This is a genomic window from Benzoatithermus flavus, assembly GCF_037908215.1.
Classification (GTDB): Bacteria; Pseudomonadota; Alphaproteobacteria; order Geminicoccales; family Geminicoccaceae; genus Benzoatithermus; species Benzoatithermus flavus.
On the sequence record NZ_JBBLZC010000001.1, the window covers coordinates 256,988 to 270,156 of the forward strand.

Annotated in this window: 9 protein-coding genes and 1 tRNA gene; 2 read left to right on the forward strand and 8 right to left on the reverse strand. The window is 67.1% G+C overall.

Annotated features, from left to right (window positions below; translation table 11 throughout):
• Positions 1–4 precede the first annotated feature (4 nt).
• The 7 genes from murJ to U1T56_RS01195 all read right to left on the reverse strand — a co-directional run bounded on the left by murJ (position 5) and on the right by U1T56_RS01195 (position 8,660).
• Positions 5–1,714 (reverse strand): murein biosynthesis integral membrane protein MurJ, encoded by a 1,710-nt coding sequence (gene murJ, locus U1T56_RS01165; RefSeq protein WP_418157592.1) that lies wholly within the window; start codon positions 1,712–1,714, stop codon positions 5–7.
• An 11-nt stretch (positions 1,715–1,725) separates the two neighbouring features.
• Positions 1,726–2,760, reverse strand: coding sequence for a lipid II:glycine glycyltransferase FemX (locus tag U1T56_RS01170; protein WP_418157593.1), 1,035 nt, complete (start codon positions 2,758–2,760; stop codon positions 1,726–1,728).
• Complete coding sequence (locus U1T56_RS01175) at positions 2,757–3,704, reverse strand: glycosyltransferase (RefSeq protein ID WP_418157594.1); 948 nt, start codon at positions 3,702–3,704, stop codon at positions 2,757–2,759. Before U1T56_RS01175 ends, U1T56_RS01170 begins: the two co-directional genes overlap by 4 nt.
• A 15-nt stretch (positions 3,705–3,719) precedes the next feature.
• Positions 3,720–4,412, reverse strand: coding sequence for a sugar transferase (locus tag U1T56_RS01180; RefSeq protein ID WP_418157833.1), 693 nt, complete (start codon positions 4,410–4,412; stop codon positions 3,720–3,722).
• A gap of 80 nt (positions 4,413–4,492) precedes the next feature.
• Positions 4,493–5,716 (reverse strand): DegT/DnrJ/EryC1/StrS family aminotransferase, encoded by a 1,224-nt coding sequence (locus tag U1T56_RS01185; RefSeq protein WP_418157595.1) that lies wholly within the window; start codon positions 5,714–5,716, stop codon positions 4,493–4,495.
• A complete protein-coding gene (locus U1T56_RS01190; RefSeq protein WP_418157596.1) occupies positions 5,713–6,864 on the reverse strand; it encodes a Gfo/Idh/MocA family protein in 1,152 nt (383 codons plus the stop codon). The genes U1T56_RS01185 and U1T56_RS01190 overlap by 4 nt, the downstream gene beginning before the upstream one ends.
• A 1,709-nt stretch (positions 6,865–8,573) precedes the next feature.
• Positions 8,574–8,660: transfer RNA gene (locus tag U1T56_RS01195), tRNA-Leu, on the reverse strand.
• A gap of 61 nt (positions 8,661–8,721) precedes the next feature.
• Here U1T56_RS01195 and lipB point away from each other — a divergent pair.
• On the forward strand, positions 8,722–9,381 hold the full coding sequence (lipB, locus tag U1T56_RS01200) for a lipoyl(octanoyl) transferase LipB (RefSeq protein WP_418157597.1): 660 nt from the start codon (positions 8,722–8,724) through the stop codon (positions 9,379–9,381).
• Between the two features lie 6 nt (positions 9,382–9,387).
• Complete coding sequence (locus U1T56_RS01205; protein WP_418157598.1) at positions 9,388–9,930, forward strand: pentapeptide repeat-containing protein; 543 nt, start codon at positions 9,388–9,390, stop codon at positions 9,928–9,930.
• A gap of 3 nt (positions 9,931–9,933) precedes the next feature.
• On the opposite strand, the gene U1T56_RS01210 is transcribed toward U1T56_RS01205, so the two are convergent.
• Positions 9,934–13,098, reverse strand: coding sequence for an EAL domain-containing protein (locus U1T56_RS01210; protein WP_418157599.1), 3,165 nt, complete (start codon positions 13,096–13,098; stop codon positions 9,934–9,936).
• Positions 13,099–13,169 lie beyond the last annotated feature (71 nt).

A 13,169-nucleotide genomic window follows, 5' to 3' on the forward strand; every position in this document is an offset into this window, starting at 1 on the left:
CGCCCTATCCTGCCGATACCGGGGGCAGCGGGTCGCCCCCATTCGGTGGCATTACTCTGGCCGCGGCACAGAGCCGGCCGGCCAGAAGTCCTTGGAGACGGGCCGGAAGCAGAAGCGCCAGCTCGCGCGAGCCCCTGAGCCAGTGGATCGCGAGATAGCATAAGGCACTCAAAATGCCGGCTGTGAGCGCGGCGATCATGCTCTGGTAGGAGGTACCGACAGCACCTCCCAGTGCGTAGGCAACCAGAAGACCGGGGCTGATTGCGATGGCGGCGAGGAGGAACTTTGTCAGCAGCTCGCGCCCGATCGGGGCAGGTGCCTGCGGCAGGGTACTGTCTTGGGCACGGTAGAGATAAACTGCGGCCACGAGGTTGGCAGCAGAGAAGATGATGCCCAACATCCAAAGACGGCCGATGCTTGGCACCGCCATCGTGGCCAGAACCCCAGCCAGGACAATCGCGAGCCGCACGGCGGTGGCGCGCAACGGCAAATTCGAATTATAGCGTGCGTAGCAGGCCGAGGTCGAGATGACAATGGCCGCCTCGCTGATGACGCCCAAGCCCAGGCTGCCAATGCAGGCGGTGAGGAGCGCCACGCCCTCCGCACCGCCCATGGCGCCGAAGGCCGCTGCGTGTGCCAAGGTCTCGGGCATCGTTACGAGCAGGAGGCTGATCGGGATGGCGACAAAGCTCATCAGGGCGAGGCTGGTGCGGAAGGTGGTCGCGAACTCGGCGAGATCCCCGCGGCTGAAGCTGCGGGAGAGCCGCGGCAGCTGGGCTGTGGCGAGCGGTGTCGCGGCCAGTGCGATCGGCAGCTGGAACAGGCTGTAGCCGATCTGGAACGCTACGGTGCCACCGGGCACGCTACCAGCCACGAGCAAAAGTACCAGGAACACCGCCCAGTAAAGGCTCGTATAGACACCCGAGTTGATGCCCGTCTTGAGGATGCGTCGGACCTCCGGATCGCGCCAGCCCGCGCGCGGCAGAAGCGTGATGCCGACCCGTCGCGCCCCCCACCACTGGGCAAAGGCATGGAGCGCCACTGCGGCCGTGGTGCCCAGACCTAGAAGGGTGAGTTGCGGCAGCGTGATATCGACGAGGGTCGTGCCGGTCCCGAACAGGTATGCTGAAAGGAGCAGCACGAGCGTGGTGCCGATGTTCTCGAGCACCGGTGCCGCCGCAGCGAACGCGAAACGACCATGCGCCTGCTGCACTGCACCCCCAATCCCGGCAATGGCATAGAGGATGATCTGCGGCATGAGCATCGCAAGAAGCGGCCAGCCCACCTGGATCTGCCATCCCGGTGCTGCGTCGATCTCGGTGCCTGCAGCGATTGTGCCGAGAAGCAATGGTGCCAACGCCAAACTCAAGGCGAGAATCAAGGAGAAGATCAGGACCGCGACGCCGAGGAAACCGCACACGACTCGGCGTGCCGCATCGCGGTTCCGGGCGTCGAGATGGCGCACCAGGGGCGGCACCAGAAGTTGGGCCAAGAGCGTGCCCGTGAGCAAGCCATAGAGAGTGCTCGGAAGAAGGGCGGCGGTTTGATAGAGATTGCAGAAGAATGTTGGCCCCAGAACGGCTGCGACTGTCGCCATACGGGCGAAGCCGCTGATGCGACTGATCAGAATCCAGACCGTCACCGTCCTCGTATCGGCGGCGAGAGAAGTGGGCTTGCTGTGCTCGAGATCACCTTCGGCTCCTTCCACGTGCATGGGCCTCGCCTTCAGCAGAAGAAGCGGTAGAGTTCATCCCCGGCAGCCCGCGTGATCGCATCGGGCACCGCCGGGTCCGTGAGCAGATGGGTGATGCGGCCGAGTGTGCGCCCGGCCTCCTCGCCGCAACGATCAAGATAGCCTTGTGGCCACCATCGCAGCACCGTGATCAGCCGCTCCTCGGTGGCGTACTTGCGCTTATAACGCACGAGGCCGGGCTGACCGACATCGGAGAAGCCGAGATCCAGCCACTCTAAGCCGTGCTGGCGGCCCAGTCTGATACCCTCCCACAGGAGGAGGTCGTTGGGCCGGAATGCCTGGTCGGTCGAAGCGTTGAACTTGTAATAGAGTGTTCCACACCATTCGAGGAACAAGATCCCGGCCACGGGCTCGCCTGCGACCTCGGCGAGCAGGAGCGTCATGCTGTCATCGGCAGCGAACGCCGCGTGGAGGTTTTCGAAAAAGGCCAGCGGCTGGGCGAGTAGACGGTACTTGGACTTACGCACATGACAGTGTAGGCGATGGAAGGTCCGTATGTCGTCGATCGCCCTGGTCTCACGGATCACAACTCCACTGCGCTGCGCCTTGCGCACGTTCTGTCGCGCAGGGGATGGCAGGGCAGCCCAGATCTCCTCCTCCGGGCGTGTGAGATCGATTCCGTGCCACAGGCCTTGCCCTACGACCGAGAAGCGCTCGTCCGCCAATGGCTCTAGGCTGCGCAGGCAGCGAAGAGTCACCGGCAACCCGAAATCCAGGATCGGCTGAACGAGCTCGCGCCAAGTCTGCGCATTGTCAACCAAAGGATCGCAATAATCGGAGAACGGCAGGCTGACGATACGCTCGCCGCGTAGATCCGAGATCCGGCTGTAGAGGATCGCCGCTTCGATGTTGTCGGCCTCGCAAGCCATCGAAGCCGAGATTTCGAAACCATAGGTGCTCGTCAGAACTGCGAGCCAGCCAGGCGAGGAGAACAGGCTACCGATCGGACGTCGTGCCAGGCGATGGTAGGCCGGACTCTGCGGGACACGGGCAAGACGGGCACTCATGCTGCCTTCGCCAGCCGGAATGGGGGTAACTCAACCGTCCGGATCACGGCCCGTCTCGCTGCGGTCTCAAAATCGGCTAAGGAAAGCTCTTCCGGCGCCCGCTCGAGCGCGAGACCCTGCCGACTTAGCCAGCGCGCGATCTCGATCTGGTGCATGTCCACAACCTCGTTGTGCCGAGGATCGCGTGGCACCAGTATGGGGAACTTGCCGGCCTTGAGCGCTGCCAGCGCCGAGCCGCACCCTGCGTGCGCGACGACCACATCGGCTTCGTGCATCGCCTTATCGAGCGCCTGCGCTGCGACGAATGGACGAGCGGCGAGGTCGAGGCCATCGACCGGCGTAGGGCCGGTCTGCCACAGCACGTCGATCTCGGATGGCAGGATCGCAGCTGCACGCTCGAGGAGGCGTCGGAAGCCCCGCTCCATGCCCAAGGTCACCACCACCCGTCGCAAGGGACGGGGCTCGACAGATACGCTCTCGAAACCGTCGAACACGGAGCCGCCGAAGCGCCAGTTGCCGTGCGAAACATGCGGGTACTGGCGATAGAGGCGAATTCCCGGAACCGACTGCAGCAGCCGACCAGTAAGCGAGGGCTGACCCACGCGGGCAGCGCTCTCGATATAGTGTGCCTCGATACCGCGAAGCGCAGCGTAGGGCAGGAACGACAGAGCGATCCCCGAGCCCGTGCTGACGACGCGCGTGATGGTCTTGCGCTTGCCAATGATCCGCTTGGCGTACCACATCGCCCGGCCGACTCCGGCAACATCACGCTCGGCGATGTAGGGAATGAACAGCCGGTCCTCGCCATCGAGGAGCGTGCGGCCCTGCTCACTGTCGAAGGTGACCCACAGGCGGTCGCCGCGCCGGCCGTCGTCGATCCGGTCCGCCAGTTCGTGGAGCTGGGCCAAATGCCCGCCTGTGCTGGCGACAAAGAGGGTGCTCATGAAGAATGTCAATCGCTAGCGGGTGTTGCAGTCGAAGAGCACGGCGTAGGGTGTACGGAGCAGGAGCACCAGATCGAGGCGGAGAGAACGCCTTTCGACATAGGCGAGATCGAGTTCGAGCATCTCTGGCATCGAGAGTCGGTTGCGTCCGCTCACCTGCCACAGCCCGGTGATGCCGGGTCGGCACTCGTCGCGGCGCCGCTGCCGCGGTGTGAACAGCTCGACCTCCCAAGGCAGGCAGGGGCGAGGCCCCACGAGCGCCATATCGCCACGAATGACGTTGATCAGTTGTGGTAGCTCGTCGATGCTCAGCCGCCGCAGCCACCGGCAGGCCGGGACGATACGCGGATCGTGCTCCAGCTTGAAAATACCATCCTCGGTCTCGGGGCCGGCTCCTTCCAGGAGCTCGCGTGTGTTGAAGGCCCGTTGTTCCAAGTCGTCGCTGGCGACGTACATCGTGCGTAGCTTCAGCATTGTGAACGGGCGTCCGTGCTGACCGATACGGGTTTGACGGAATAGGATCGGTCCCGGGCTCGCGGTCCAGATCAGCGCCGCGGCTGCCAGCAACAAAGGTGCTGCGAGCACAAGCAGCAGAGGTGCGAGGACGAGATCGAGGACCCGTGAGGCGGACCACCTTGACTGACGCCGAACGACGGCGTGCCAGGGATAGCTCTCTTGAGTGCTGGACCCACTCCGTGAAGTGGAGATTGTGCCTGAATCCATCGAATCCGTCAGCATGGCTGGTTTCGTTCAGTCGGTACGGCTTCATCCACCGGTACGTAGCTGGGCTAGAGCGAGTCACCTGTCAGCACCTGTCGGCTGCCCTGGCGCGGGTGTATCTCTGGCAGTTGCTTCGGCACTTGGCCGCGCTCGAACCTGTAACTGGCCAGTGAGGGACGCAACGGGACTGCCTCGTCCAGGGCCAAGCGCAGCGCATTGGCCACATAGTCGATCTGCACTTCGGTGAGCTGAGGAAACATTGGCAGCGACAGCAGTCGCCCGGCCGCACGCTCGGCCGTAGGGAGAGGAGGATGCTTCTCCGCGGCGAACGCCGGCTGACAGTGGCAAGGTATCGGGTAATGAATGCCAGTGGCCACACCGGCCATGCTGAGCTTCCGCCGGAGCTCGTCCCGCTGCTCGGTCAGCACGACCATAAGATGGTGACTGCTAACGGCACGTGGATCGATCGTGACCAATTCCAGCGGTAAGTCAGCCAAAACCGCGGCGTAGTGGCGTGCCGCCTGCGCGCGGCTGGCATTCCAGGCATCCAGATGCTTCAGCTTGACGGCCAGGATTCCGGCTTGCAGGGCGTCCAAGCGATGGTTGGTGCCGCCCGGTTCATGGCGGTGTGGAGCGTTCCGTGGGCGACCATGATTGCTCATGACGCGAACGCGCTCGGCAAGCGCGGCATCGTCCGTGACGATGGCGCCGGCATCACCGAAGGCGCCCAGATTCTTGCCGGGATAGAAACTGAAGCATCCGGCTTTGGAAAGGCTCCCGGTGCGCCGACCTTGCCACCGGGCTCCATGTGCCTGCGCCGCATCCTCTATGACCACGATGCCGGCTGGATCGGCGACACGATGGATCGCGTCCATGTCGACCGGCTGACCGTAAAGATGGACAGCGATCACCGCCGCCGTGCGCGGACTGATCGCGGCAGCAACCGTTTCGGCCGTCATGAGGAGAGTCGTGGGATCGACATCCACGAACACGGGCCGAGCACCAGTCGCCACCACCGCTTCGGCGGTGGCGATGAATGTGTTGGTAGGCACGATGACCTCGTCGCCGCGACCGATGCCGAGCGCTGCCAGCGTCAGCTCGATCGCTGAGGTACCGTTGTCGACACCGACACAGTGCCGCGTGCCGCAATAGCTGGCCCAAAGAGTCTCGAAGCGCTCAACGAGCTCACCGCCGATGAAGCTGCCTGAGCGGCTTGCAAGGTGCCAGATTTGGTCGAGTTCCGGCCACAGGCCGGCATGCATCGCCGCCAAATCGAGGAACGGCACGTTCACAGCACGGCATCCTGCACGATGGAGCCCGGCATGTCGGGCTGCCAGCTCGCAAGGCTCAGCGGATACTCCACCTCGATGGTACGTCGCGCGTGCAGCGACCGATCAATGGCCTCGAGTATCGCGATGATCGCGAGCGCGTCGATCCCGTTGCTTTCTGGGTTCCTGCCGTCCCGGATGCACTCGACGAACCGTCGGTCCTGAAGTGCCAGCGGCTCGCTCGCCTGGATATAAGGCGAGACGACGTCGCCATAGCGGTAAGAGATCGGCCGCTCGTGGGTCGGTCCGGACCCACCGGTCTCGAGGCCGCGATCGTAGATGCGCACGCGCTCCTCGGCCAGGTCGTCATAGACCACCATCTTTCGGCTGCCCACAAGGGTCACGGTCCGCGTCTTGCGCGGGTCCAGCCAGGAAAGGTGAATAAATCCTGTGACCTTGGGGTCGTTGTATTCGACCCGGATAAAGGCGAGATCCTCGACATGTGGGTAGGCGAGGGAAGCCCCCCATGCCGTCACTGCCTTCGGCGCTGACCGAAGAAGGAAATTCATGATCGAAAGGTCGTGCGGCGCGAGATCCCACACGACGTTGACATCCGGCCGGTAGAGGCCAAGGTTCAGGCGCGCGGAGTGGATATAGTAGATGTCGCCGAGCTCGCCGCTATCGAAGCGACGCCGCATCTCGCGGATTGCGGGATTGAATTGGAACGTGTGCCCGACCATGAGAACGATGCCGGCGCGCCGGGCTTCCTCGACGACGAGCCGCGATGCCTCGAGCGAGGTCGCGAGCGGCTTCTCGACCAGCACGTGGAGCCCATAGCGGATCGCCGTCAGCGCGAGCTTCGCGTGTGTCTGCGCCGGTGTCGCGATGACGAGCGCATCGACATGCGGTAGAGCCGCCTCAAGATCTGCGAACACCCGTACGGCAGGAAAGGCGACAAGGACCGCCTTAGCTGCTTCGGGGTCGGGCTCCACCGCGATTACCTCGCGAACCTCGGATAAGCTGCTAAGAACTCTGACGTGCTTGGAGCCCCAATAGCCGCAGCCCACCACTCCGACCCGTATACCCGTGCGCGGCCCGACGCCACCCGTCCCGCATATACGGCTCGCCGCGCTCCGATTGTCGTCGTGACGCAATCCCCGCGCATTCGTCATCGCGCTTCCCTCCCAGTTTATTAATTCTTTTTAAGAACTCGCTCTATAACACGGGCGAAATTCTCTATAAGGAATAACCTCATAGATGACAAGTGCTTTTTAAAGATTTGCCGTTTTCTCTTTATAGTTATCCAATTTGCTGCATCAGGTATCTTTAAGGGATTGAATTAGGGACTTCTCCAGATGTCTGAACCATCTAGAGCCTCTTTGGGTGGTCTGTCAGGCGAGGGGCTGGAGGAGCGGTGCGCGAGCGTGCTCGCATGAGCGCTGCTTCGGCCCGGCCACGGTAAGCCTGCGTTCCGGCTCGACGCCGCCCGCTTGCCCGTGCAGCCGTTTGTCGCGTTCCGCCGCGGGCTTCGGCTCGGCAGACGGCAGACCGCAAGCGACAGCCGCGGCCGGCGGCCTCGACCTGCGGTCGTGCCGCCACGGCCGGGCTCGCACCTCCTGGCCGTGGCGCGAGGTATTGGCCCGGACCGGCACCAGTACCCGCACCCCCTCGGCCCAGGCTGCTCGACGGCCCAGGCGAGGCAGGCGCAGGTCACCGGGCTGACCGGCCGCCCCTCGACGAAGCGCAAGAACATGTGTTCCTGCGCCGGCAGCCACAGCCCATGGCAGGCCAGCGCCTTCGGCTCAGGGTCGGCCGGATCGGCCGCGCGCATGGCAAAGCGCAGGACCCCATCAGCGGTCCAGCAATCGAGCGCCGGCTGCGCCAGGCGCGAGAACCGGACCTCGTCCGGCAAAGCCGAGCGCCCGGGCGGGTCGCGGCCAGTCGGATCGGCCGGGCGCGGCGCCTTCGTGCCGGTGGCCGCAGAAACCTGGCAGCGCGATTCCGGGCGCGAAGCCGTCCCGAACGCCCCTCGAAGCTCCTCGGGACGCATCGCCCGCCGAAATCTAGGATTGTGATCTTGCGCCGCCCGGCGGCGCGCGGCCGCCCTGCGACTCAGGCGAACAGGCCGGGCTGGCCGTCGTCCTCGCCGGCGCGGCGCGGACGCGATGCCCGCTTCCGATATGGCAGCTCTCCGCGCCGCGATCTGGGGTTGGCCGAGTCGCCCTCGGCCACCGGCCATAGCCCGCTGGCGGCCATGCGCCAGCGGACCCGGAGGGATCTCGACGTGGCTCGGGCCAGGAGCCGGACACGCCAGCGCGATCCCTTCCCGCCGGCACCAAGCCCTTGAGCGCCTCGACCACCTGCGCCGCCTGCCCGGCCCCCACGGGCTGAAGCCGGCTTCGGTGGCTGCGGCGGGGGTGGCGTATCCTCGGTGATGGTCGAGATCCCTCCGGAGGGCATGCCGTGGAGGAGGATGGCGTGGTCGCCCTGCCGCGGCCAGAAGCGAGCGTCACCGGTGTCCCGTTGCCGGCCGGGCTGCGGGTGGCGAGCCGGGCCGGTTCACCGCGACGCTCCTGCCAGCCTGCCCGCGCCGCGCCCGCCACATCGGGGAGCTGCGGCCCCGGCTCGAGCCGAAGGGCGTCTCCACCGGCCAGCTCGCCGAGGCGCCGACCGCGCCAGCTTCCTCTCACGAGAGCTCCAGCCCGGCGCTGGAGCTCTTCCGTTCGGCCAGCGCCCCGTAGGAAGCCGTGCGCGATGGCGCCGTGTTCCGTTCTGATCGGGTCCAGTTCGTTGCCAGAGGCGAAAAAAGCCGCCACTGGCGCGATGGCCCCGTTGGCGGGCAAAACCCGCACGGACGGCGGCGCTTTCGCTGGGAGAGAGATGGTGCGGTCGAGAAGACTCGAACTTCCACGGCCTTTCGGCCACCAGGCCCTCAACCTGGCGCGTCTACCAATTCCGCCACGACCGCGCTATGTGACGTTGGGCCGGTTCGTCGCCGGCCCGCGCGGTCTAACAAAAGAGAATCGGCCTTGCAAGAGCCTCTCGTGGTCTCGAACGCCGCAATCGAATGGCGCACCAGCGACGGCCTCGTCCCCTATCCCGAGGCCCTGGCGCTGATGGAGGAACGGGTCGCGGCGATCCGTGAGGGGCGGGCACCGGAGCTGGTCTGGTTCCTCGAGCATCCGCCGCTCTATACGGCCGGCACCAGCGCCGAGCCTTCGGAGCTGATCGACCCCGACCGGTTCCCGGTCTACGCGGCGGGTCGCGGCGGCCGCTACACCTATCACGGGCCGGGCCAGCGGGTGGCCTACCTCCTGCTGGACCTCAAGCGGCGCGGCGGCGACGTCCGGCGGTTCGTGCAGGCGATCGAGGACTGGGTGATCCGGGCGCTCGCCCGGCTCGGGGTCAAGGGCGAGATCCGCGAGGGCCGGGTCGGGATCTGGGTCGTGCTGCCGGACGGGTCCGAGGCCAAGATCGGCGCCATCGGCGTGCGCGTGCGGCGCTGGGTCAGCTATCACGGGGTCGCGATCAACCTGAACCCCGATCTCGACCATTTTCAGGGGATCGTTCCTTGCGGCATCAGCGAGCATGGGGTGACCTCGCTGCACGCCCTGGGTGCCGAGGTCGGCATGGCGGAGCTCGATGCGGCGTTGCGCGCGAGCTTCGCCGAGGTGTTCGGGAAGGAGTGAGGATCCATGCACCGGCCGCTGGCGCGTCTCACCTTGCTCCTGGCGCTGACCATGGCCGGTCGCGAGGCGGCGGCGGCCTGCGCCGACACGGCGATGCCGGGCGTGCAGTGGCGTCGCTGCTTCCTCGACGGCTCGGACCTCACCGGCCAGGACCTGACCGGCGGCGATCTGCGCGACAGCTCGTTCAAGCGGGCGCGGCTCAGCGGCGCCAGGCTCGCGAATATCCAGGCGCGCCGGGCGAAGTTCGTCTCGGCCGAGATGGAAGGGGTGGACCTGAGCGGCGCCGATCTCACCCAGGCCGACTTCACGGACGCCAACCTCGCCGGCGCCAAGCTCGTGGGCGCGAGCCTGAGGGGTGCGCGCTTCTACGACGCCGACCTCAGAGGCGCCGATCTCTCGCAGGCGATCATGGACGGCGTGGATCTCCTGCGCGCCAACGTCTCCGGCGCGCGCTGGGTCGACGGCCGCACGGTCTGCGCGGAAGGCTCGATCGGCCAGTGCCACCCCGGCCCCGCGACGGCAGGGCCGGCGGCCAAGGTCGAAGGGTGAACCTCAGAGCGGCAGCCGCCTGCCCTCCTCGAGCAGCGCCAGAAGCTCGTCCGGCGGTAGCGGGCGGCTGAAGACGAAGCCTTGCAGCTCGTGGCAGCCGAAGCCCTTGAGGATCTCGAGCTGCTCCCGCGTCTCGACCCCTTCCGCCACCACCTTGAGCTTGAGGCTGGTGGCAAGGGCGATGATCGCCTGGGCGAGCGCGGCGCTGTTGGGATCGCGCTCCACGTCGCGCACGAAGGAGCGGTCGATCTTGAGCGAGCCGATCGGAAACGTCTTGAGGTAGCCCAGGGACGAGTAGCCCGTGCCGAAATCGTCGACGGCGAGCCGGATGCCCAGGGCCACGAGCTCCTTCAGCCGGCGCGCGGCCTCGGGCGCGTCGCGCATGATCACACTCTCGGTGAGCTCGAGCTCGACCGCGCCCGGCGGGAACTCGGAGCTCCGGATCGCCTGCTCGATGGTGGCGACCAGGTTCTTCTCCTGGAACTGGCGGGCGGAGAGGTTGACGGCGAGCTGCAGGCCGCTGTGGCCCATGCGGTGCCAGCGCCGCACCTGCGCGCAGGCCGTGCGCAGAACCCAGGCGCCGATGGGGACGATGAGGCCGGTCTCCTCGGCGAGCGGGATGAACTCGGCGGGCGGGACGAGGCCGAGGTCGGGATGGAACCAGCGCAAGAGCGCTTCCACGCCGACGATAGCACCGTCCGCGAGGCTCACCTTGGGCTGGTAGTAGATCACGAACTCGCCGTGCTCGAGCGCCTTCCTCAGCCGGCTTTCCAGCATCAGCCGCTCGAACGCGGCCGCGTTCATGTCGTCGGTATAGAACTGGTAGTGGTTGCGGCCTTGCTCCTTGGCACGGGAGAGCGCGTTGTCGGCGTTCTTGATCAGGGCCTCGGCATCGTCGCCGTCGTGCGGGAACAGGGCGAGCCCGATGCTGGCACTCGTCGTCAGCTCGTGGCCGTCCACGACGAGCGGTGGCCGCAGGCTCTCGAGCAGCTTCTGCGCCACCTTGGCGGCGGCCTCGGCCCCGCTGACGCCGAGCAGCAACACCATGAACTCGTCGCCGCCGAGCCGGGCCACGGTATCGCTTCTCCGCAAGGCCTGGACCAGCCGGTCGGCCACGGCCTTGATCACCTGATCGCCGGTCTCGAGGCCCAAGGAGTCGTTGATCAGCTTGAAGCGGTCGAGATCGACCAGCATCACGGCGAGAAGCTGCCGGTTGCGCCGCGCGCGCTCGATCGCCTGTGTGAGCCGGTCGTGGAACAGGAGCCGGTTGGGCAGACCCGTGAGCGGGTCGTGGTAGGCGAGGCTCCTGAGCGTCTCCTCGGTCTGCCGGCGCACGGTGATGTCGCGGACGACCAGCACGGTCGTGCGCCGGCCACCCTGCTCGAAGAAGCTGCCCTCGACCTCGACCGGGATCAGCTCGCCGGAGCGGCGACGGATCAGAACCTCGACCGGGGTCGGACGTCCCGGCGATTCCAGGAGCCGCTGCAGGAGGCCGCCGCCTTGGCCGGCACCGGGCGGCAGGAGAAGATCGACGGAAGCACCCACCGCAGCGTCGCGTGGGTAGTCGAAGATCGCCTCGGCCGAGCGCGACAGCCAAGTGACCATACCCTCGGGGTCGACGAGGACGATGCCGTCGGCCACGCTGTTCATGACCGCGTTCAGCCACGATTCGCCGTTGCTCGGCGGCGGCGTCTTCTCGCCCGAGCGCTGCGCCTCGACGAGCAGCGCCTCGATGCCGGCCGCACCCCGGAGCGGCACCATCCTCAACTCGAGCTCGCGCTCGCCGCCGCGCAGGCTGCAGGGCAGCACGATGCGCTCCTCGCCGCCCCGACCGCCCGCGAGCATGCGGGCGAGCGCTTCGGCGAGGCGCTCGTGCGTGCCCGGCGCAGCGAGCCGGTCGGCGAGCGCGTGGCCGATCAGCTCCGCGCGCGACCGCCCGATCAGGCGCTCGAAGGCGCCGTTCACCTGCCGGATGCGCAGTTCGGGCCCGACCACGAGAAGAGGCTCGCGCAGACCGTCCAGGAGAGCCTGGAGGTGCCGCTCGCCCCCGATAGAAGCGTTGCCCGATCCGGGCAGCCAGATCACCACCTGGACGAGCTGGTCGGTCATCGCCATCAGGCAGGCCTCGAGCAGCTCCTCGCCCCGGCCCGTGGGCCAGGGCAGGCGGCAGCGCAAAGGGGCCTGCGCCGCCAGCGCCTCGTCCAGCCAGTCGAGCCAAGCGGCGAGAAGCCGTGCCGGCAGGAGGCTGCCCAGGGACTGGCCGACATGGTGGCGCAGCCGGTCGCCCAGAGGCTCCGCGAGCCGGGGGGCGGCCCAGTGGAGCCGTCCGGTCGGATCGACGAGCAGGAGAGAGGCGCCCAGCACGTCCGCGAGGATCGCGGCATGACGCTCGAGCATCGCGGGCGGCAGCGTGTCGGCCCAGGCCTCGGCGACATCGACCAGCGTGCCGACGATGCGCTCGACAAGCTCGCTCTCGGGATCGCGCTCGGCGCGTGCCGTGTCCTGGACCCAGCGCAGCTCGCCGCTCTTGCGCTTGAGGCGGTAGCGCACCGTCCCCGGCTGCCCGGCGAGGAGGCGCTGGTTGCGCCGGTGGAGCTCGGGCGCATCGGCGGGAGCGACGAGGGCGAAGAACCCACCCATCGCCTCCAGCTCCTCGGGCTCGTAGCCGGTGAGCTCGACGAGGCGCGAATCGGCATAAGAGAGGCGCAGCCGGCAGTCTACCCCGACCGCGAGCTCGTAGAAGCAGGCTTCGCTCAGCGCCGCGAGCAGCCGGGCGGACTCGCCGGGCGAGCATCGGGCCCGCGGCTGGAGCCCGTGGCCGAGCTCGAGGCACACCGCGTACGAATCGGAAAGCAGTGCCCGCGCACGCGCCGTCACGGGCGCGCTCTGCCCGGCGATGCCGCGCAGCCGGAGCTTGCCGACAAAGTCCTCGCCGCTGACCGCAGCGCTCATCAGTTCCGCGAACGATGCGTCGGGCTCGATCACGCTGCGCAGCGCTCGCATGCTCCGGCCGACGAGCGTGTCCGCGGCGAGCCCGCTGGCCTCGGTGAAAGCGCGGTTGACGAGGCGGACGACGGGGGCTGGCCGCGCCCGATCGATCCGCTGCAGCAGGATCACCGCTCCCGGAATGAGGTCGAGGAACGGACGGAGTTCGGGGTCGTCGAGCAATCGGCCATCCGCCTTCACGGCCCCGTGCGCTCCCTCGGGCTCCGGGTCGGTTCCACGATGCGTGAGCTCGC